The 19,850-nt window shown below is 62.0% G+C and carries 18 protein-coding genes and 1 riboswitch; of the genes, 6 read left to right on the top strand and 12 right to left on the bottom strand.

The window, feature by feature from the left end; all coding sequences use genetic code 11:
* Positions 1-7: 7 nt before the first annotated feature.
* The 7 genes from JN524_RS16135 to JN524_RS16105 all read right to left on the bottom strand — a co-directional run bounded on the left by JN524_RS16135 (position 8) and on the right by JN524_RS16105 (position 6,256).
* Positions 8-532, bottom strand: coding sequence for a retropepsin-like aspartic protease family protein (locus JN524_RS16135; RefSeq protein ID WP_202369975.1), 525 nt, complete (start codon positions 530-532; stop codon positions 8-10).
* Positions 529-1,518, bottom strand: coding sequence for an esterase-like activity of phytase family protein (locus JN524_RS16130; protein ID WP_202369974.1), 990 nt, complete (start codon positions 1,516-1,518; stop codon positions 529-531). Before JN524_RS16130 ends, JN524_RS16135 begins: the two co-directional genes overlap by 4 nt.
* Complete coding sequence (gene parE / locus JN524_RS16125) at positions 1,518-3,425, bottom strand: DNA topoisomerase IV subunit B (RefSeq protein WP_095138100.1); 1,908 nt, start codon at positions 3,423-3,425, stop codon at positions 1,518-1,520. The genes JN524_RS16130 and parE overlap by 1 nt, the downstream gene beginning before the upstream one ends.
* A 42-nt stretch (positions 3,426-3,467) precedes the next feature.
* On the bottom strand, positions 3,468-4,076 hold the full coding sequence (locus JN524_RS16120; RefSeq protein WP_202369973.1) for a YqiA/YcfP family alpha/beta fold hydrolase: 609 nt from the start codon (positions 4,074-4,076) through the stop codon (positions 3,468-3,470).
* A gap of 204 nt (positions 4,077-4,280) precedes the next feature.
* On the bottom strand, positions 4,281-5,096 hold the full coding sequence (gene cpdA, locus JN524_RS16115) for a 3',5'-cyclic-AMP phosphodiesterase (protein ID WP_202369972.1): 816 nt from the start codon (positions 5,094-5,096) through the stop codon (positions 4,281-4,283).
* Between the two features lie 99 nt (positions 5,097-5,195).
* On the bottom strand, positions 5,196-5,648 hold the full coding sequence (locus JN524_RS16110; protein ID WP_007967395.1) for a DUF1249 domain-containing protein: 453 nt from the start codon (positions 5,646-5,648) through the stop codon (positions 5,196-5,198).
* Complete coding sequence (locus JN524_RS16105; RefSeq protein ID WP_202369971.1) at positions 5,639-6,256, bottom strand: NUDIX domain-containing protein; 618 nt, start codon at positions 6,254-6,256, stop codon at positions 5,639-5,641. Before JN524_RS16105 ends, JN524_RS16110 begins: the two co-directional genes overlap by 10 nt.
* A 229-nt stretch (positions 6,257-6,485) precedes the next feature.
* On the opposite strand from JN524_RS16105, the gene JN524_RS16100 reads away from it, so the two are divergent.
* On the top strand, positions 6,486-7,232 hold the full coding sequence (locus JN524_RS16100) for an RsiV family protein (RefSeq protein WP_027611391.1): 747 nt from the start codon (positions 6,486-6,488) through the stop codon (positions 7,230-7,232).
* Here the strand turns inward: JN524_RS16100 and cytX are convergent.
* Together cytX and thiC are read right to left on the bottom strand one after the other, a co-directional pair.
* Complete coding sequence (gene cytX / locus JN524_RS16095) at positions 7,201-8,493, bottom strand: putative hydroxymethylpyrimidine transporter CytX (protein ID WP_202369970.1); 1,293 nt, start codon at positions 8,491-8,493, stop codon at positions 7,201-7,203. The two genes, JN524_RS16100 and cytX, sit on opposite strands and share 32 nt — an antisense overlap.
* 201 nt (positions 8,494-8,694) lie before the next feature.
* Positions 8,695-10,584, bottom strand: coding sequence for a phosphomethylpyrimidine synthase ThiC (thiC, locus tag JN524_RS16090; RefSeq protein ID WP_202369969.1), 1,890 nt, complete (start codon positions 10,582-10,584; stop codon positions 8,695-8,697).
* Between the two features lie 146 nt (positions 10,585-10,730).
* A riboswitch (TPP riboswitch) is annotated at positions 10,731-10,836 on the bottom strand.
* Positions 10,837-11,041: 205 nt separating this feature from the next.
* Between thiC and JN524_RS16085 the strand changes: the two genes are divergently transcribed.
* Positions 11,042-12,475 carry a TolC family outer membrane protein gene (locus JN524_RS16085; protein ID WP_097087093.1) on the top strand — a complete coding sequence of 478 codons (1,434 nt, stop codon included), beginning with the start codon at positions 11,042-11,044 and terminating at the stop codon, positions 12,473-12,475.
* Positions 12,476-12,583: 108 nt separating this feature from the next.
* Here JN524_RS16085 and waaA read toward each other — a convergent pair whose 3' ends face one another.
* Together waaA and JN524_RS16075 are read right to left on the bottom strand one after the other, a co-directional pair.
* Positions 12,584-13,858, bottom strand: coding sequence for a lipid IV(A) 3-deoxy-D-manno-octulosonic acid transferase (gene waaA, locus JN524_RS16080; protein ID WP_202369968.1), 1,275 nt, complete (start codon positions 13,856-13,858; stop codon positions 12,584-12,586).
* 11 nt (positions 13,859-13,869) lie between these two features.
* Positions 13,870-14,772, bottom strand: a complete 903-nt coding sequence (locus JN524_RS16075; RefSeq protein ID WP_202369967.1) for a LysR family transcriptional regulator — start codon at positions 14,770-14,772, stop codon at positions 13,870-13,872.
* A gap of 102 nt (positions 14,773-14,874) precedes the next feature.
* Here JN524_RS16075 and JN524_RS16070 point away from each other — a divergent pair, with 102 nt between their 5' ends.
* The 4 genes from JN524_RS16070 (at position 14,875) to JN524_RS16055 (ending at position 18,338) form a co-directional block, all read left to right on the top strand.
* Positions 14,875-15,207, top strand: a complete 333-nt coding sequence (locus JN524_RS16070) for a DMT family transporter (RefSeq protein WP_202369966.1) — start codon at positions 14,875-14,877, stop codon at positions 15,205-15,207.
* Positions 15,208-15,353: 146 nt separating this feature from the next.
* Complete coding sequence (locus JN524_RS16065; protein WP_202369965.1) at positions 15,354-16,529, top strand: NAD(P)/FAD-dependent oxidoreductase; 1,176 nt, start codon at positions 15,354-15,356, stop codon at positions 16,527-16,529.
* A complete protein-coding gene (locus JN524_RS16060) occupies positions 16,526-17,338 on the top strand; it encodes an aldo/keto reductase (protein ID WP_202369964.1) in 813 nt (270 codons plus the stop codon). Before JN524_RS16065 ends, JN524_RS16060 begins: the two co-directional genes overlap by 4 nt.
* A 31-nt stretch (positions 17,339-17,369) precedes the next feature.
* A complete protein-coding gene (locus JN524_RS16055) occupies positions 17,370-18,338 on the top strand; it encodes a hypothetical protein (protein WP_027611383.1) in 969 nt (322 codons plus the stop codon).
* A gap of 90 nt (positions 18,339-18,428) precedes the next feature.
* Here the strand turns inward: JN524_RS16055 and hldE are convergent, their stop codons facing one another.
* Positions 18,429-19,850, bottom strand: coding sequence for a bifunctional D-glycero-beta-D-manno-heptose-7-phosphate kinase/D-glycero-beta-D-manno-heptose 1-phosphate adenylyltransferase HldE (gene hldE / locus JN524_RS16050; protein ID WP_003221042.1), 1,422 nt, complete (start codon positions 19,848-19,850; stop codon positions 18,429-18,431).

The raw sequence follows: 19,850 nt of genomic DNA, 5'->3' as shown, positions 1-19,850 counted from the left end.
GCGGGCCTCATCGGTTCGTTGTCTGGCGCAGCAGCATGGTGCCACCGCGCTGGGTAAATTCAAGTTTGTTCAGGGCGCTCATGCCGAGCAGCACCTGATCGCCATGCAGCCCCGGCGCCACCAGTGCACGGACGTCCCGCAGCACGATGTCGCCCAGTTGCAGGCGGTCGATCTTTGTCCGGTAGCCCTGGCTCAGGCCGTTGGCCGTGCTCAGGGTTACGCCGAAACCTTCTTCCAGTTTCAAGCGCCTGGCCAGATCCGCCGGGATCGCCACATCGGTGGCACCGGTGTCGAGCATGAACTCCACCGGCTCACCGTTGATTTGACCGCTGGCGACAAAATGCCCTTGGGCGTTGCCGGCCAGCTTCACTTCGATTACGCCATCATGCTGCTCGGACGTAACCACCACGTTCGGATTCTGCTGGCGTTCTTCCCACTGGCCGAAAAACCGCGTCGCCAGAAACAGCGCCGCACACCAGGCCAGAACCATCAAAACCCGACCGGCGCGCTTGCCCGGCGGTTGCTGGCTCAAGGTTTGGCGCTCCAGCCACCTTCAGGCGCGGCGAAGCGCCAGACGATCGGCCGTTTCTCGCCGTCGGCGCGGACACCATCGTTGTTGTCGAGGCCGATCCAGGCACCGTCGGCGTCCACCACCAGCGCCTCTGCCAGACCGAAGGCCTGTGAGTAGCGTCGCTGCGGCTGCAAGGCCTCTTCGGCGAATGACCAGCAACGCTCGACCTTGGCCGTCACCGCATCGCGGCGGCAGATCTGGTACGCGTTACGTTCCAGCGTGAACAACTTGCCGTTGAACAGCGACAGGTCGGCGAAGTCACGGGTGACCGCGCGGGCCTTGGGAAACTGCGGCGGCTGCATCTCGACCCCATCTTCGCTGAACAGCACACAGCCGCCGTCGCAATCCCAGACCGTTTGCTGGCGCTTGATCTTCAGCAGGCCACGGCGCTCGCGCTCGGCAGCCAGCCATATTTCATCGCCCGCCGGGTTGACCGTCAGGCCTTCGAACAAGGCGTTGAAGTGCAGCAACATGCCGCTGGCTCGCGCTTCACGGACCAGCATCGGCGAGATTTTCAGCCACGACGCCGTGCCTTGCGGCGATACCTGCAACACGGCGGCATGAGCTTCACTGACGATGTAGCGATTGCCCGCGTTGTCGCAAGTGATGCCTTCGAAATCCAGATCACCGCCACGCACGAACTGCGCTGCCCACGTCCGCACCCGCAAGCCCCACGGCAATCCGCTGTCTGGCAATGACGGCACGTCGACACGCACCGTTTCGGCCTGCCAGACCTGATCACGGATATCGAGACGATATATCTGATCATCGTCACGGTCAGAGACCGTCCACAGATCCTTGCCGCACACCGCCAGCCCCGACAGGTTGCCGCCGCGCATGCCGTCAACCGGATGTTCGGACAGTAACTTCAACTCGGGTGCAGGCTCTGCCGACACCGTCATCGCACTCAGTAGCAACGCACTCGCCAATACCCAGCCAAACCGCATCAGGCCAGCACCTCAGCCAGGTTGCCCTTGGATTCGAGCCAGGTTTTGCGGTCACCGGCGCGTTTCTTCGCCAGCAGCATGTCCATCATTTCCGAGGTTTCGGCAAAATCTTCGCCCAGCGTCAGTTGCACCAGACGCCGGGTGTTCGGGTCCATGGTGGTTTCACGCAGTTGCGGCGGGTTCATTTCACCCAGACCTTTGAATCGGGTGACCTGCGGTTTGCCGCGTTTCTTCTCGGCCACCAGACGATCGAGAATCCCGTCGCGCTCGGCTTCGTCGAGGGCGTAGTAGATCTCTTTGCCGAGGTCGATGCGGTACAGCGGCGGCATCGCCACGTAGACGTGACCGGCGTCCACCAGTGGGCGGAAATGCTGGACGAACAACGCGCACAGCAGCGTCGCGATGTGCAGACCGTCGGAGTCGGCGTCGGCGAGGATGCAGATTTTGCCGTAGCGCAGCTGGCTCATGTCTGCCGCACCCGGATCAACCCCGATGGCCACGGCGATGTTGTGCACTTCCTGGCTGGCGAGCACTTCGCTGCCGTCGACTTCCCAGGTGTTGAGGATCTTGCCGCGCAACGGCAGGATCGCCTGGAACTCCTTGTCCCGCGCTTGCTTGGCGGAACCACCGGCGGAATCACCTTCGACCAGGAACAGCTCGGAACGCATCGGGTCCTGACCCGCGCAGTCAGCCAGTTTGCCCGGCAGCGCAGGGCCTTGGGTGACGCGCTTACGCTCGACTTTCTTGCTTGCCTTGAGGCGGCGACCGGCGTTGTTGATCGCCAGTTCGGCCAGCGCCAGACCGGTTTCCGGGTTGGCGTTGAGCCACAGGCTGAAGGCGTCCTTGACCACACCGGAGACGAACGCCGCCGCTTCACGTGACGACAGACGCTCTTTGGTCTGGCCGGAGAATTGCGGTTCCTGCATCTTCATCGACAGCACGAAAGCGATGCGCTCCCAGACGTCTTCCGGCGCCAGCTTCACGCCGCGTGGCAGCAGGCTGCGGAATTCGCAGAACTCGCGCATCGCATCGAGCAGGCCCTGACGCAAACCGTTGACGTGGGTACCGCCCTGCGCCGTCGGGATCAGGTTGACGTAGCTTTCCTGCACCGCGTCGCCACCTTCCGGCAACCACAGCAGCGCCCAGTCCACCGCTTCCTTGTTACCGGCGAGGCTGCCGCAGAAAGGCTCGTCCGGCAGGCGTTCGAATTCGCTGACCGCGTCTACCAGATAGGAGCGCAGACCGTCTTCGTAATGCCACTCGACCTTTTCGCCGGTGCCCTTGTCTTCGAAGCTGACCAGCAGGCCCGGGCACAACACCGCCTTGGCTTTGAGCACGTGCTTGAGACGGCTGATGGAAAATTTCGGTGAATCGAAGTATTTCGGATCCGGAGCGAAGTACACGCTGGTGCCGGTGTTGCGCTTGCCAACGGTGCCGACGATTTCCAGCTCGGTGGCCTTGAAGCCATCCTTGAAGGTCATCTGGTATTCGTTGCCGTCACGCTTCACGCGCACCCGGACTTCGGTCGACAAGGCGTTGACGACGGAAATACCCACCCCGTGCAGACCGCCGGAGAACTGGTAGTTCTTGTTGGAAAACTTGCCGCCCGCATGCAGCTTGGTGAGGATCAGCTCGACACCCGACACACCCTCTTCCGGGTGAATGTCGACCGGCATGCCGCGACCATCGTCGCTGACCTCAAGCGAGTGATCGGCGTGCAGAATGACCTGCACCGATTTGGCGTGGCCGGCCAGGGCTTCGTCGACACTGTTGTCGATGACTTCCTGGGCGAGGTGGTTCGGCCGACTGGTGTCGGTATACATGCCGGGGCGTTTGCGCACCGGGTCGAGGCCCGAGAGGACTTCGATGGCGTCGGCGTTATAAGAGCTAGCGCTGGGAGTGGCCATAGGGTCTCGTCGTCAGTGATTCAATGAAAAAGGGGCAAGACTTCACAGTGCGGTGAAATCGATTGCCTGATACAAATCGGCGCCAATGCCGGCAAAACTCAACAACGCCGGCAATTGTTCGGCAAAACCCTGGTAACCATGGTCGCCGCCGGCCTGAATGCGCAGGGCGCAGGCCCGGTAGTACTGCTGGGCGAGGCGATAATCCAGTGTTTCATCGCCGGTCTGCAACCACACCTGATAACGCTGTGCATCCACGGGCGCCGGCACTTCCAGCTCGGCCAGGGCCGTCACATGGTCGTGGGTCAATTCCCAGGTCTCATCGGTATACAGGTTTTTCTGTGTGCCCAGGTAGCCGTCGAACATCCGGTGCGGGCTGACCGCCGGGTTCACCAGCAGGGCTTTCAAGCCGTGGCGCTCAGCCAGGTGAGTCGCATAGTAGCCGCCGAGTGAGCTTCCCACCAGCAACGGCCGGCCCAGCTCGGCAATCGCCTGCTGCAACTGACCGATGGCTTCACGCGGGTGGTGATGCAGCGCCGGGACAAGCAATTGGTCGCTCAAACCCAGCCGTTCCATCACCTCGACCAGCTGACAGGCCTTTTTCGAGGCCGGCGCGCTGTTGAAACCGTGGATATAGAGGATCGAACCGGACATTTGAGCTCCCTGGGTGTCGGCGAAAGATAGCGGAGTTTACAGGGAGTCGCGGTGGGATGGGCCATACAAATGATGTGCATGCCCTGCTGCAATGCTGCCCTCCCGGCCCCCGCTACCTCCTGTAGGAGCTGCCGAAGGCTGCGATCTTTTGATTTTAAAACAGGATCAAAAGATCGCAGCCTTCGGCAGCTCCTACAGGGAGTGTCAGTAACCGTTGGAGCCGTAATCGACGGTGAATTGGAAGTCGGTAACGCGCTCCACGCCAGTTTCCAGCCGCCCGTCCGGCAACAGCCGCAACCAGCGATAGCCCGGCGCCTGCTCACCGACCTTGAAGTCGTGACTGCCTGGCTCGAATTGAATGCAGGTCGACGGTGAAGCCATCAGCCGCACACCATTGCGCTCGCGGTCGATTTCCTGATGCACATGCCCCCACAGCACCGCACGAGCCTGAGGAAATCGTTCCAGAACGTCGAAAAAAGCTTCGGGATTGCGCAAACCGATCGGCTCCGCCCAGGCACAACCCACCGGCACCGGATGATGGTGGAAACACACCAGATGATGACGCTCCGGCGCTTCGCTCAGCGAGCGCGCCAGCAGTTGCAGCTGATCATCCTGCAGATACCCCGGCACCGAGCCCGGCACCGCCGAGTCGAGTAAGGTCACGCGCCAGTTGCCGATATCGACCACTGATTCCAGCAGAGCGCTTTGCACCGCGGCCTCCGCCATGATCAGCGGTTCATCGTGATTGCCGGGAATCCAGCGCGCCGGTGCATCGATCTGCGTGCTCATCTGGCGAAACTGCTGATATGACTCCAGCGTGCCGTCCTGAGAGATATCGCCAGTGGCCAGCATCAGATCGATCTGCGGCTGCTGCCTCAGCACCAACTCAATGACCTTTTGCAGGCTCTCGCGGGTGTTCATGCCCAGCAGTGTGCCGTCCGCCTCGGCGAACAGATGACTGTCGGATAACTGCACCAGCAGCGCCGGATCGGCGGTGGTCAATGTGGATACGCTCGGCAAGGCGTTCTCCCAGGGCAAAAGCACGGAATCGGTTGAGTGCCGCAATTATGCTGGGGGATGACGCAAAGGGGAAACCGGCGAACCGGACGCAGTTCACAACTAGCGTACGACTTCGTACTCGTGCCCCAGGGCCAGACAATGGCTCAGCCATTCCCCCAGGAACAGATTGAGCTGGGCCTTTTCATCCGGCTGATGCATCGCGGCGTTCGGGTAAGGATAGATGCCGCGAAAGCGTCGTGCATGTTCGGCGCTGATCACCTCGGCCATGCGCGCGTCGTGATAGACCTGCACTTCCAGTTGCGGCACCGGCAGCCACGGCAAACTATGTTCCTGACGCACCTGCAAAGTGGTGGTGTACGGGCAGGTCTGCAGCACTTCGAGGGCCAGCACGCCGAGCATCTGCTCGCCCTGGGTCACGGCGATCCGTCGCGCCTCGGGGTCGTTGCGCATGTCCGGCACCAGTCGCATCAGGCGCGCGTAGTTGGCCTCGCAGGCGGCTTGCAGCCCGGCGAGGTCGACTCGATAGCGATCGCGCAGCTTGTTTACGACCATAACCCCCTCACTTCGGCGCGGTTCAGCGCCAGCCATTGCAAGGCGATGATGCTCGCCGCGTTGGCAATGCGTCCGTCACGGACGGCCTGCAAGGCATCTTCAAAGGCCCAGACCGTGACGCGGATGTCTTCGGCTTCTTCCTCCAGCCCATGCAGGCCGCCTACGCCTTCGGTGCTGCAGTGCCCCAGGTACAAATGCACGAATTCGTTGCTGCCGCCCGGCGACGGAAAATATTTGGTCATCGGCCACAGGGCCTTGATGTCCAGCCCAGCTTCCTCCTGCGCCTCGCGGTGAGCAACTTCTTCCGGCACTTCGACCTTGTCGATCAGACCGGCGACCAGCTCAACCAGCCACGGGTTGTCGGTCTTGCCCATGGCACCGACGCGAAACTGCTCGAGCAGCACCACTTCATCGCGCTTTGGATCGTAAGGCAGCAGGCACACGGCATCGTGACGCACGAAGACTTCGCGGTTGATCTCGCGGCTCATGCCCCCGGCGAACAGTTCATGGCGCAGGTGCAAACGGTCGAGCTTGTAGAAGCCCTCGTAGCAGCGCTCGCGCTTTACGACATCGACGGTGGCCGGAGTGGCGTTGGCAAAATCTGTCATGAGCATCCTCTCTTGCTGCAAATCCAATACGAGGCTGCTTTTTGTTACTGGCGACCTCGACTTCGCGCCATCCTAACGCGCCCGCGATGATTGATGCAGCCCCTTTACCGTCAGCGGGATGGACGGTGGCGGCGAAACCCACTCTAATTAGCTTAGTGGCGAACTGACTGCTTCGGCGAGAGTCGAAGCGGATAACTTTTTGCCTTCCCCTGTTTCAGAAAGGACGCCCATGTCGCTTTTCAAAATTGCCTCCGTGGCCGCCATCGCCCTGACCCTGGGCGCCTGCGCCAACCTGTTCCAGCCCAACTACCGCACGCCGCTGGAAACCACCCGCGATGCGTCGGAAACCCTGAAACCCGGCTGTTCCAACCCGGACTGCCCGCTGGTGAATATCGATACCGTGCACTTCGCGGCCGAGCCTGCGCTGGACGGCATTATCGAAAAACGCCTGCTGCAAATGACCCGCACCGAGCAGAACGCAGCGGTGGCGCCAACCCTGGCTGCCTATCGTGATCAATTCCTGCGCAACGCCGGCCCGCGCAACAGCAGCTATTTGCAGGCCAAGGTACGCGAGCAGCATGACGGCTTGGTGATCATCGAACTGTCGAGCTACCTCGACACCGGCGGCGCCCATGGCACGCCGGGCCGCGGTTTCATCAACTATTCGCGTCAGCAGCATAAAGTGCTGAACCTGTCGGACATGTTGCTGCCGGGTCAGGAAGAGGCGTTCTGGAAAGCGGCGCAAGTGGCGCATAACAGCTGGCTGATCAGCACCAAGCTCGATCAGGAAGCGGATTTCGTGAAGAGCTGGCCGTTCGTCAAAACCCCGAACGTGGCGCTGACCTACGGTGGCGTGATCCTCAAGTACGACGTGAGCACCATCGCGCCTTACGCGCTGGGCCACGTCGAACTGAAAATTCCTTACCCGCGCCTGAACGGCATTCTCAAACCCGAGCTGTTTCCCGGCCGTAACTGAAAGCCCGGCCGAGCACCAGTTGCAACAGCCCTGCCAGCACCAGTGCCGGCAGGGTCGCGCCGACATCCGGATACAGATTCGCCAGCAAGTGGTAGGTGCTGATTCCGCCCAGCCACGCCAGCAGCGCCGGCCAGCGCAATGCGGCTGACGCCACCTGAGCACTGCGCTTGCGCAGGATGAAGTGATCCACCAGCACCACGCCGAACAGCGGCGCAAACACCGAGCCGATCAGCAACAGGAAGTTCTGGTACTGCGCCAACGGTGCCAGCAGTGCAATCAGGATGCAGATCACACCGATGGCCAAGGCCAGATGCTCGACTTTCAAGCGCAACAGAATCCCGCTCGACACCGCTGCCGAATGAATGTCGGCGAAAGCGTTTTCCGACTCATCCAGCAGAATCAGCAACAGCGGAATGCCCAGACCGGCCCCGGCCAGTGCCAGCAGCAACGCATTGACTTCTCCGCTCGGCGCAAACGCCAGGGTGTAGGCCACGCCGAGACTCATCAACCAGAAATTGCCAATGAAGAAACCGATGGCGGTGCCGCCGAACACGTTCTTCGCACGCTTGCCGAAACGCGAGTAATCGGCGATCAGCGGCAGCCACGACAGCGGCATCGCGATGGCAATGTCGAAGCCCACGGCAAACGGCATCGAACCGTCCCCGGTACGCGCCCAGAGTGCCGCCAGATCAGCCTTGGCGAACAGATTCCAGGTCAGCCAGATGCACGCCGCCAGGATCAGCCAGATACCCCATTTACGCAGGATCTTGCGCACGAACGTCAGTGGCCCGCTGACCGCGAGCAAAGTCGCCAGAGCGCCGAAGCACAAGGTCCAGAGCATCGGGCTGGCCCACAGCGAACCTTCGCTGAACGCACGGCTGCCGAGCAGGCTGGCGGCGTCGCGCATGACGATGATTTCGAACGAGCTCCAACCGATCAGTTGCAGCAGGTTGAGCAGCGCCGGCAGGGCCGCGCCTTTGCTGCCGAGGCTCAGTTTCAGTGCGGCCATCGACGACAGACCGGTGTCGCTGCCGATCACGCCGACAGCGGCCAACAGCAGAACGCCAACCAGCGTGCCGAGGAAAATCGCCAGCAGCGAACCGGACAGGCCCAGACCAGGCGCGAGCAAGGCGCCGGTCTGCAACACCATCAGGCCGATGCCGAGGGAGAACCACAGGGAAAACAGATCGCGACCGCCGAATACTCGCTTATCGGCGGGTACGGCGAGGTCGGGGGAATAAGTGCCGGGTTGAATGCTCAAGGGTGTTATCTCAGAGGGACATTTGTTGTTGTGTGTGATCAAGCTGGCCCACTTGTGGCGAGGGGATTCATCCCCGATGGGCTGCGAAGCAGCCCCAAAACCTGAGAATGCGGTACATCTGAAGGACCCGGTTCTCAAAATTGCGACTGCTGCGCAGTCGATCGGGGATAAATCCCCTCACCACAAAAGATCAGTCAGGGATCAGACTTTTTTATACAGCTGACTGCCTTCCTTCTTGAACCGCTCGGCCTGCTCCGCCAGGCCTTGGGCGACGTCCACGTCGACCGCGTCGATCCGCTGGTTGGCCGCGTATTCACGGACTTCCTGAGTGATCTTCATCGAGCAGAATTTCGGCCCGCACATCGAGCAGAAGTGCGCGACCTTGGCCGAGTCCTTCGGCAGGGTTTCGTCGTGATACGAACGCGCGGTGTCCGGATCGAGACCGAGGTTGAACTGGTCTTCCCAACGGAATTCGAAACGCGCCTTGCTCAAGGCGTTGTCGCGAATCTGCGCGCCCGGATGCCCTTTGGCCAAGTCCGCTGCGTGGGCGGCGATCTTGTAGGTGATGATCCCGGTTTTCACGTCATCCTTGTTCGGCAAGCCGAGGTGCTCCTTCGGCGTCACGTAGCAGAGCATCGCGCAACCGAACCAGCCGATCATCGCCGCACCGATACCCGAGGTGATGTGGTCGTAACCCGGCGCAATATCGGTGGTCAGCGGGCCGAGGGTGTAGAACGGCGCCTCGTCGCAGCACTCCAGCTGCTTGTCCATGTTCTCCTTGATCAACTGCATCGGCACATGGCCCGGGCCTTCGATCATGCACTGCACGTCGTGTTTCCAGGCGATCTTGGTCAGCTCGCCGAGGGTTTCCAGTTCGCCGAATTGCGCTTCGTCGTTGGCGTCGGCAATCGAGCCCGGACGCAGGCCGTCGCCCAGCGAGAAGCTGACGTCGTAAGCCTTCATGATTTCGCAGATTTCGTCGAAGTGGGTGTAGAGGAAGTTCTCTTTGTGGTGCGCCAGACACCACTTGGCCATGATCGAACCACCACGGGAAACGATGCCGGTCACGCGTTTGGCGGTCAACGGCACGTAGCGCAGCAGCACACCGGCGTGGATGGTGAAGTAGTCGACGCCCTGCTCGGCCTGTTCGATCAGCGTGTCGCGGAACAGCTCCCAGGTCAGGTCTTCAGCGACGCCGTTGACCTTCTCCAGTGCCTGATAGATCGGCACCGTACCGATCGGCACCGGCGAGTTGCGGATGATCCATTCGCGGGTTTCGTGAATGTGTTTGCCGGTGGACAGGTCCATCACGGTGTCCGAACCCCAGCGAATGCCCCAGGTCAGTTTCGCCACTTCTTCTTCGATGGACGAACCCAGGGCGCTGTTGCCGATGTTGCCGTTGATCTTCACCAGGAAGTTACGGCCGATGATCATCGGTTCCAGTTCGACGTGGTTGATGTTGGCCGGAATGATCGCGCGGCCACGGGCGATTTCTTCGCGGACGAATTCAGCGGTGATTTCTTTCGGGATGCTCGCGCCGAAGCTGTGGCCGGCGTGTTGCTGAGTCAACAGGCCAGCGACGCGGGCTTCTTGCAGCTTCATGTTTTCGCGGATGGCGACGTATTCCATCTCGGCGGTGATGATGCCTTTGCGCGCGTAGTGCATCTGGCTGACGTTGGCCCCGGCCTTGGCGCGGCGCGGGTTGTTGACGTGGGCGAAACGCAGCTTGGTCAGCTCAGGATCAGCGAGACGTTCCTGGCCGAAATTGGAACTCAGGCCAGGCAAACGTTCGGTGTCGCCACGGTCGTCGATCCACGCCGAACGCACGTCGCCCAGACCTTTGCGCACGTCGATCACCACGTTCGGATCGGTGTACGGGCCGGAGGTGTCGTAGACGGTGACCGGCGCGTTGATTTCGCCGCCGAAGTCAGTCGGCGTCACATCGAGGGTGATTTCGCGCATCGGCACGCGGATGTCCGGGCGCGAGCCCTGAACGTAGACTTTTTGCGAACGGGTGAACGGCTGAACCGACTGCTCATCGACCTTGGCCGAGTCACTCAGGTTGATCGCGTTTTTTGCTTTTGTAGTCATCACGGGCTCTCCAGACAGCATCCAGGCAATGGATTGTCGGAGCAGAACCTGAAAGGCACGGACGCACCAGGACTGGTGCTGTGCATCGTCGTCGAGCGTTCGATTGTCGAACAATTTCCCGGACGAAGCACAAGAGGACTCGCCGGGTGACGAGAAATCTTGTTCCCTACGCAGGCGCTAACCTGATCAGGTTCAACGGGATCCGAAATTATTCGATCTCAGCCTCATAGCAAGGCACCCCGACAAGAACCCGGCCAGTCTAGACACAACCGGCAAAGAACGCCAACACCGCGGCAAACACCATGATGAATGGCGCAATTACCGGGACTTGCAGGATTGTTGCCGCACGATTGCGCAACTACACTCGCAGTGCCCTGCGCGCCTTGACGCTGCCGGGGCCGCGCCGTAGCCTTGGCGCGCACATTATTTCCGTAATATTTTTGCTAGGGATCGCCTCATGCTGCGCAAACTTTCACTGGCTCTTGCCGTGTCTTGTGCGTCCAACGCAATGGCCTGGGCAGCAGAAGCGCCCTTGTCGACCAAGACCGATCTGGTCAGCGTCTATCAGGAAGCCGTCGACAACAACGCCGATCTGGCCGCCGCCCGCGCCCAGTACGGGGCCCAGAAAGAAGTGGTGCCGCAGGCCCGCGCGGGGTTGCTGCCTAACCTGTCCGGCGGCGCCGAAGTGGCGGACGTGCGCACCTCGATCGACCAGCCTTCAGCCATTGCCAATCGCAGCGCGCATTCCTATCAGGCGACCCTGGCCCAGCCGTTGTTCCGCGCCGACCGCTGGTTCCAGTATCAGGCTGCCAAGGACGTCAACGAACAAGCCGCGCTGCAACTGTCAGCCACCGAACAGAACCTGATCCTGCAATCGGCCGAAAGCTACTTCAACGTGCTGCGCAGTCAGGACAACCTGGCCTCGACCAAGGCTGAAGAAGCCGCGTTCAAGCGTCAGCTCGACCAGTCCAACGAGCGCTTCGATGTCGGCCTGTCGGACAAGACCGACGTCCTGCAATCGCAAGCCAGTTACGACACCGCGCGCGCCAACCGTATCGTTGCGCAGCGTCAGGTGGATGATGCGTTTGAAGCGCTGATCACCCTGACCAACCGTCAGTACAACTCGATTCAGGGCATCGTCCACACGCTGCCGATCCTGCCGCCGGCGCCAAACGACGCCAAGGCCTGGGTCGACACCGCGGGCAAACAGAACCTCAATCTGCTGGCGAGCAACTTTGCGGTCAGCTCCGCCGAACAGACCCTCAAACAGCGCAAGGCCGGTCACCTGCCGACCCTCGATGCCGTGGCCAAATACGAAAAGGGTGACAACGACGCCCTCGGTTTCGCCAACCCGAACGCCTTCGGTACGCCGTACAGCGGCAACGTCGAGCAGAGCACCCTGGGCCTGCAACTGAACATTCCGATCTACAGCGGCGGGCTGACCAGTTCGCAAGTGCGCCAGTCCTATGCGCAACTGGATCAGAGTGAGCAACAGCGCGAATCCCTGCGCCGGCAGGTGGTGGAAAACACCCGCAACCTGCACCGCGCGGTGAACACCGATGTCGAGCAGGTGCAGGCGCGCCGCCAGTCGATCATCTCCAACCAGAGCGCGGTGGAAGCCACGGAAATCGGTTATCAGGTGGGTACGCGCAACATCGTCGACGTGCTCGACGCCCAGCGTCAGCTGTACACCTCGGTGCGCAACTACAACAACACCCGCTACGACTACATCCTCGACAACCTGCGCTTGAAGCAGGCGGCGGGGACCTTGAATCCGGGTGACTTGCAAGACCTGGCGCGCTATCTGAAGGCCGACTACAACCCGGACAAGGACTTCTTGCCACCGGATCTGGCCAAGGCAGCCGAAGCGCAACTCAAGGCCCGGCCTTAAGCCTGAAAAGCAAAAGATCGCAGCGTGCCGCAGCTCCTACAATTGGAATGCATTTTTCTGTAGGAGCTGCGGCACGCTGCGATCTTTTTTGCTCTTTGGTGTGCTGACTTACTTGATCAACCGGCCCAAGCCATCCAGCAACCGCTGCAGCGCCCCCTGATTACGCCGCATCACCGCCAGCCCCGCCTCGGCCATGCGCTGGGCATCGCGCGGCAATTCGAACAGCCGCTGCACTTCCACCGCCAGCCCTTCGGCATCATCCACTTCGGCCAGCGCACCGGCCTCACGCAACTGCGCGGCGATGTCGAGGAAGTTGAACAGATGCGGGCCGCTGAGCACCGGTTTGGCCAGTGCCGCCGGCTCCAGCAGGTTATGCCCGCCGTTGGGCACCAGGCTGCCGCCGACGAAAGCACTGTCAGCCAGCGCATAGAGAAACAGCAGCTCGCCCATGGTGTCGCCGAGCAGCACTGAAGTGTCCGCTGCGACGTTGGCACCGGTGGAACGGCGCACCGTGGCAAAGCCTTCACGCTGGCACAAGTCGAACACCGAGTTGAAGCGTTCGGGATGGCGCGGTACCAGAATCAGCAATGCATTCGGGTAGTTCGCCAGCAGCCGGCGATGGGCGTCGAGCACCACTTCGTCTTCGCCTTCGTGGGTGCTAGCGGCGATCCACACCGGGCGCTCCAGCGCTTGCCATTGCCCACGCAGTTGATTGGCGCGTTGCAGCAGTTGCGGGTCGATAGTCAGGTCGAACTTGATCGAGCCAGTGACCTCGATCGTCTGCGGGCGCGCGCCCAGATCTCGGAAGCGCCGGGCTTCGGCTTCGGTCTGCACCGCGAACAAGCTCATTTCAGCGAGCATCGGCGCGGTCAGCTTGCTGAAGCGGCCATAACCCCGCGCCGATCGTTCGGACAGTCGACCATTGGCCAGCGCCACCGGGATCCCACGCTTGGCGCACTGGTGAATGTGGTTGGGCCACAATTCGGTTTCCATGATCACCGCCAGTTTCGGCTGAGCGCGATCCAGAAAACGCGCCGCTGCGCACGGCAAGTCATAGGGCAGATAACAATGCTGGATGCGCGGTTCGCCGGCGAACAACGCCTGAATCCGTTCCGATCCGGTCGGCGTCATGCAGGTCACGGTGATCGGCAGCTGTGGATAACGCTGCAGCAAGGCGCGAATCATCGGCGCGGCGGCAATACTTTCGCCCACAGACACCGCGTGCACCCAGATCCCGCCGGGTTGCAGTCGCGGCATCCCGTAAGAGAAGCGCTCGCCAATCCGCTTGGCATACGCCGGGGCCTTGCGCGAACGCAGCCACAGCCGAATCGCCACCAATGGCAGCCCCAGGTAAAACAGCGCGGTGTAGAGAGTTCTATTCATGGCGGCGGAGTTTATCGACTTTTGTCGCCAATCGCGCGCAAGTGCACGGCAAAACGTTCAGCCAGCCAGCGCGCAGCCGGGCCGAGGGGTTCATCCCGGCGCCAGACCAGTTCCACCACCAGCGCCGGCGGGGTCCATTCGCTGTCCAGTTCAACCATCAGGCCCTGATAAGCCGAATACTGCACCACATGCCGGGGCAGCCAGGCCCAGCCGAGATCCCGCACCAGCCATTCGGCCATCACATAGAAACTGTCAGCGCGCCAGACTTGCGGGCTGGCCGGTTCGTTGCCGGGGTAGACGCTGGTCTGCGTCGACATCAGCAACTGCCGATGTTGCGCCAGTTGCTGGCAAGTGACGTAGGACTGCGTTGCCAGCGGATGGTTGATCCCGCAGACGGTGACCATTTCCACCCGGCCCAATACCCGACGCTCCAGCGCTTCGGGAATTTCGTCGTGATAGAACAGCAAGCCCAGATCGGCGCGACGCTCGACCAGTTTGCGTGCGACTTCACCCTGGGCGGCGCTGGTCAGTTGCACTTCGAGGCTGGGAAATTGCTCGGCCAGCGCATCGAAGCTTTCCACCAGTGCCTGATACGGCATGGCTTCATCCTGAGCCACCCGAAGCTGCGCTTCCTGACCGCGCATCATCGCCATCGCCCGTCCATTGAGGCGCTCGCATTGGCGCAGCACTTCCCGGGCTTCTTCGAGCAGTGCTTCCCCCGCTTCGGTAAGCCGCGGCTGGCGACCACTGCTACGCTCGAACAGGCTGACGCCCAGATCGTCTTCCAGCATGGCAATCGCACTGCTGATCGCCGACTGCGCCTTGCGCTGCTGGCGCGCCACGGCAGAAAACGAGCGTTGTTCGGCAACGCTGACAAAGGCGCGCAGTTGTTCCAGATTCCACAGGGTATTCATGCTGCAACCCATCTTCAAAACAGATAGGTAATGACTTTACCCCATCTGGCGAGCGACTAGAATGCCGCCTCAGCAAGCAACGTTTTACATGAGGATCTACACATGAACGCCTACGCCTTCCTGGCTATCGCCATCTGCGCCGAAGTGATCGCCACCGTTTCGATGAAAGCGGTCAGAGGCTTGAGCACCCCGCTGCCGCTGATCCTGGTGATCGTCGGCTATGGCATCGCCTTCTGGATGCTGACGCTGGTGGTGCGCACTGTACCGGTGGGAGTCGCCTACGCCGTGTGGGCGGGCATGGGCATCGTCATGGTCAGCGTCGCAGCGCTGTTCATTTATGGGCAGAAGCTGGACGTGCCGGCGATGCTCGGAATGGCGCTGATCGTGCTGGGTGTGGTGGTCATCCAGCTGTTCTCGAAAACCGCAGGGCACTGAAGAAAAAGATCGCAGCCTGCGGCAGCTCCTACATTGGAATGCATTTCCCTGTAGGAGCTGCCGCAGGCTGCGATCTTTTTTCGCCTCTGAGCTCCGATCCCCGAGTCTGTATACTGCGCCCTCGTCTTGAACACTGAGGTCGTTGCATGCCATCCGTTATTTCCACCGACGTTCTGATTGTCGGCGCTGGTGTCGCCGGCCTCTGGCTGAACGCGCGTCTGCGCCGTCAGGGTTTTTCGACCGTGCTGGTGGAAAGCGCCAGTCTCGGCGGCGGGCAGAGCGTGAAGTCCCAGGGCATCATTCACGGCGGCGCCAAATATGCGTTGCACGGTGCGCTGACCGGCGCCTCGGAAGCCATCGCCGACATGCCGCGCCGCTGGCGTGAAGCGCTGGCCGGCAACGGCGAGCTGGACCTGTCCGGCGTGCGCCTGTTGTCCGAAGCGCATTACCTGTGGTCGCCCGGCACACTCGCCGGCAACCTCACCAGTTTCTTCGCCAGCAAGGCCGTGCGTGGCCGCGTCGATCAGGTCAAGGGCGATCAACTGCCGCCGGCCCTGCAAGACAAGCGCTTCAAGGGCAAGGTCTATCGCCTCGCCGAACTGGTGGTTGACGTGCCGAGCCTGATCCAGCGCCTGGCCGATCTGGCCGGTGACGGTCTGCTCGCCGGGCAAACCATCGAACCGCTGCTGGAAGCCGGTGTGCTGGTCGGTCTGAAGGTCGACGGTCGTGAAATCCACGCCCAGCGCATCGTCCTCAGTGCCGGCGCCGGCACTGCCCGGTTGCTGGAAGACCTGGGCCTGACCCATCCGCAGATGCAACGCCGACCGCTGCACATGATCATCGCCAAAGGCCCGGGCCTTAAACCGTTGTACGCCCATTGCCTGGGCGGCGGCACCAAGCCGCGCATCACCGTGACCACCCACCCGGCCGCTGACGGTCAGTGGGTCTGGTACATGGGCGGTGACATCGCCGAAAGCGATGGCGTGGCCCGCGAACCTGCCGAGCAGATCGCCACGGCGCAAAAGGAGATCGCACAGCTGTTGCCGTGGATCGACCTCAGCACCACGCAATGGGCGACCTTGCGCGTCGACCGCGCCGAGCCCCTGCAAACCGGCCTGACCCGCCCGGACAACGCCTTCCTCGCCGAAGAGGGGCGCTTGCTGGTGGGCTGGCCGACCAAACTGGCACTGGCGCCGGACTTCGCCGACCGGGTCATCGCCTCGCTGGAGCGCGACGGCATTCAGCCACAAGCCGCCGAACCTTTGCCGGCGTTGCCAAAACCACCGATGGGCGTTCCAGCCTGGGAGCAACTGCTGCCATGACTATCGCGAACCTGCACGACCTCCACCGCCCACTGGGCAGCACCGGCCTGACGGTCTCGCCGCTGGGCCTGGGCACGGTCAAACTGGGCCGCGACCAAGGGGTGAAATACCCCAACGGTTTTCAGATTCCCGATGACGATGCCGCGCGCATGCTGCTCAGGCAGGCACGCGAATTGGGCATCAACCTGATCGACACCGCCCCGGCCTACGGTCGCAGCGAAGAACGCCTCGGCCCGTTGTTGCGCGGCCAGCGGCAGGACTGGGTAATCGTCAGCAAGGTCGGTGAAGAGTTTGCCGACGGCCTGTCGCGCCATGACTTCAGTGCGGCGCATACGCGGATGTCGGTCGAGCGTAGCCTGCAACGTCTTGAAACCGATTTTATCGACCTGGTGCTGGTGCACTCCGACGGCAACGATCTGGCCATCCTCGAACACGAAGAGGTCTACGCCACCCTCGCCGCACTCAAGGCCGAGGGCAAAATTCGCGGTTTCGGCTTCTCCGGCAAAACGGTCGAGGGCGGACTCAAGGCGCTGGAGCAAGGGGACTGCGCGATGGTCACCTACAATCTGAACGAACAGAACGAGAAGGCAGTCATTGACTATGCTGCTGCCCACGGCAAAGCCATTCTGGTGAAAAAAGCCCTGGCCAGCGGCCATGTATGCCTGAGTCCGGGCGTGGATCCGGTGCGCGCCAGCTTCGAGTTGTTGTTCCAGCAGCCCGGCGTGGCCAGTGCTATTGTCGGGACGATCAATCCGCTGCACCTCGCCCATAACGTTGCGACCGTTGCCCAGGTCCTCCGTGGTCACTGACGCCGCCCCGCGGCCTTAAGCAGGAGCCGACATGCCGCGCACGCTCATCAGAAAGAACCCGAGCAACTTCAAGACGCTGCCGCTGTTCGTCGAGGCCACGCCCGAAGGCCTGACGTATCAGAGCGTCGGCATGCCGCTGAATTTCGCCCAGACCCTGCAGCGGCGCAAACCGGTGAGCGTGGCGGATGCCGAGCGCTTTGCGGTGGAACTGGCCAACCTCGGGGTCTCTGTGCGCCTGACCCTGCACTGGCAGAATCGCGATTACTGGGTGCTGGTGCGCCAGCGTCGGCAGGATCGTGGCGATGTGGTGCTCAAGCTGATTTCCGGTTACGTGCCTGCTCAAGAACTGAACATCCCGCTGCACACGGCGATTCAGGAAATTGCCGAAGAGTGCCTGCTGGAAACCCCGGAAGGCTGGCTCGGCGGACGCTTCAACGACACCTGGCTACCCGCACCCTACGCCTCCGCCCTGCATTATCGCGAGGCCCTGCCGTTTCGCCTGACGCCGCAGTCCGGTTCGGCGCGGCCGGTGCGCTGCGCCAATCTGCAATTGCTCGAACGACCACGGGCCTACGTGCATCTGCCGACAGCATCGCTGCAACTTATCTATGACTTGCGCCTGGACGTGCCAAAGGAAGCCAAATCCCTGAGTCTGTTTCACGTCGATGAACGCCTGGAAGGTGATCAACTGGTGGCGCGACTGGACCGCAAGCGCCCGGATTTGTACCTGATGCCGTTGCAGGACGGCGAACCGCTGGCCGAGCTGTATACCTTGAAGAAAGGTCAGCTGTCTCCGGCGGGCACGCGCGGTCTGTATCTGGCCGAAAGCTTTGCCAGACAGGATGGCTGGCTGGTGCGTGACGAGCGGATTCGCTGGAAGGACTGGTTACGCCAACAAGGCCTGACCCCGCCGGAGAAACCTACGGGACTGGCGCGGTTGCGCGGCAAGGCCAGGCAATTGCTGAAGAAGATCGTACCGCGCAAGAAAGTCAGCTCCTGAAAAGCAAAAGATCGCCGCCTGCGGCAGCTCCTACAATGGAATGCGTTTCCCTGTAGGAGCTGCCGCAGGCGGCGATCTTTTCAGCTTGAATCAGTTACCGCGGATTTTCTCCACGATCGCCGTCGTCGAGCTGTTTTCCACCAGACCCAGCACTTTCACCGTGCCGCCATAAGCCTTGACGATGTCGGCGCCGACCACTTGGTCGATACCGTAATCACCGCCCTTGACCAGCACATCCGGCTTGACCTCGCGCAGCAGGTTTTCCGGGGTGCCTTCCGGGAAGCTGATCACCCAGTCCACCGCACCGAGGCCGGCGAGTACCGCCATGCGTCGGTCGACACTGTTGATCGGACGTCCCGGCCCCTTCAGGCGGCTGACGGAGGCGTCATCATTGATCGCCACGATCAGCCGGTCGCCCTGCGCGCGCGCCTGCTCGAGGTAGGTCACGTGCCCGGCATGCAGAATGTCGAAGCAGCCGTTGGTGAAGACGATGCGCTCGTTATGCGCACGGGCATCGGCCACTGCCAGCACCAGCTGTTCCAGACCTAGCACCCCACGCTCCGAACCTTCTTCACGCTGGATCGCGCGGCGCAGTTCCGGAGCGCTGATTGCTGCAGTACCGAGCTTGCCGACCACGATGCCCGCCGCCAGATTGGCCAGCGCCACCGCGTGCGGCAGTTCTTCACCGGCAGCGATCGCCGCCGCCAGCGTGGAAATCACCGTGTCGCCGGCACCGGTCACGTCGAACACTTCACGGGCACGGGCCGGCAAGTGCAGCGCCGGATGCTCCGGACGCAGCAGGGTCATGCCGTGTTCACCACGGGTGACCAGCAGCGCGCCGAGCTCGAGATCGTGCATTAGGGTCGCGCCCTTGCTCACCAGTTCGTGCTCATCGGCGCAACCGCCGACGATGGCTTCGAATTCGCTGAGGTTCGGCGTGATCAGACTGGCGCCACGGTAGATCGAAAAATCCTTGCCCTTGGGATCGGCCAGCACCGGAATGCCTTTGGCACGGGCCGCCTGAATCAGGGCCTGATGGTTCTTCAGCGCGCCTTTGCCGTAGTCCGACAGCACCAGCACCTTGATGCCTTCGAGCAGATCATCGACCTGCGAGGCCAGGGCCAGTGCATCGGTGGCAAACGGTTCTTCGAAGTCGATACGCAGCAATTGCTGGTGCCGGCTCATGACCCGCAGTTTGACGATGGTCGGCTGATGCGCAATGCGCTGGAACAACGCGCGCACGCCAGCACCCTTGAGACTGTTGCTCAGGCTGTCGGCGGCTTCGTCGTCGCCGGTCACACCGACCAGCGACGCCGGCGCACCCAGCGCGGCAATGTTCAAGGCAACGTTGGCAGCACCGCCCGGGCGGTCTTCGATTTGCTCGACTTTTACGACCGGTACCGGTGCCTCAGGGGAAATCCGTGAGGTTCCACCATGCCAGTAACGGTCGAGCATGACATCGCCGACCACCAAGACTGGGGCTTGATCGAATCGCGGCATGGACAACTTCAT

This window comes from Pseudomonas sp. MWU318 (assembly GCF_016756945.1).
GTDB lineage: Bacteria > Pseudomonadota > Gammaproteobacteria > Pseudomonadales > Pseudomonadaceae > Aquipseudomonas > Aquipseudomonas putida_A.
This window is presented reverse-complemented; position numbering and strand designations above follow the sequence as displayed.

Bases quoted from the DNA above. Each gene is read 5' to 3' on its own strand.
- JN524_RS16130 (WP_202369974.1), bottom strand. From the start codon at position 1,518: ATGCGGTTTGGCTGGGTATTGGCGAGTGCGTTGCTACTGAGTGCGATG.
- parE (WP_095138100.1), bottom strand. From the start codon at position 3,425: ATGGCCACTCCCAGCGCTAGCTCTTATAACGCCGACGCCATCGAAGTC.
- JN524_RS16120 (WP_202369973.1), bottom strand. From the start codon at position 4,076: ATGTCCGGTTCGATCCTCTATATCCACGGTTTCAACAGCGCGCCGGCC.
- JN524_RS16110 (WP_007967395.1), bottom strand. From the start codon at position 5,648: ATGGTCGTAAACAAGCTGCGCGATCGCTATCGAGTCGACCTCGCCGGG.
- JN524_RS16105 (WP_202369971.1), bottom strand. From the start codon at position 6,256: ATGACAGATTTTGCCAACGCCACTCCGGCCACCGTCGATGTCGTAAAG.
- JN524_RS16100 (WP_027611391.1), top strand. From the start codon at position 6,486: ATGTCGCTTTTCAAAATTGCCTCCGTGGCCGCCATCGCCCTGACCCTG.
- thiC (WP_202369969.1), bottom strand. From the start codon at position 10,584: ATGACTACAAAAGCAAAAAACGCGATCAACCTGAGTGACTCGGCCAAG.
- JN524_RS16085 (WP_097087093.1), top strand. From the start codon at position 11,042: ATGCTGCGCAAACTTTCACTGGCTCTTGCCGTGTCTTGTGCGTCCAAC.
- waaA (WP_202369968.1), bottom strand. From the start codon at position 13,858: ATGAATAGAACTCTCTACACCGCGCTGTTTTACCTGGGGCTGCCATTG.
- JN524_RS16075 (WP_202369967.1), bottom strand. From the start codon at position 14,772: ATGAATACCCTGTGGAATCTGGAACAACTGCGCGCCTTTGTCAGCGTT.
- JN524_RS16070 (WP_202369966.1), top strand. From the start codon at position 14,875: ATGAACGCCTACGCCTTCCTGGCTATCGCCATCTGCGCCGAAGTGATC.
- JN524_RS16065 (WP_202369965.1), top strand. From the start codon at position 15,354: ATGCCATCCGTTATTTCCACCGACGTTCTGATTGTCGGCGCTGGTGTC.
- JN524_RS16060 (WP_202369964.1), top strand. From the start codon at position 16,526: ATGACTATCGCGAACCTGCACGACCTCCACCGCCCACTGGGCAGCACC.
- JN524_RS16055 (WP_027611383.1), top strand. From the start codon at position 17,370: ATGCCGCGCACGCTCATCAGAAAGAACCCGAGCAACTTCAAGACGCTG.
- hldE (WP_003221042.1), bottom strand. From the start codon at position 19,850: ATGAAGTTGTCCATGCCGCGATTCGATCAAGCCCCAGTCTTGGTGGTC.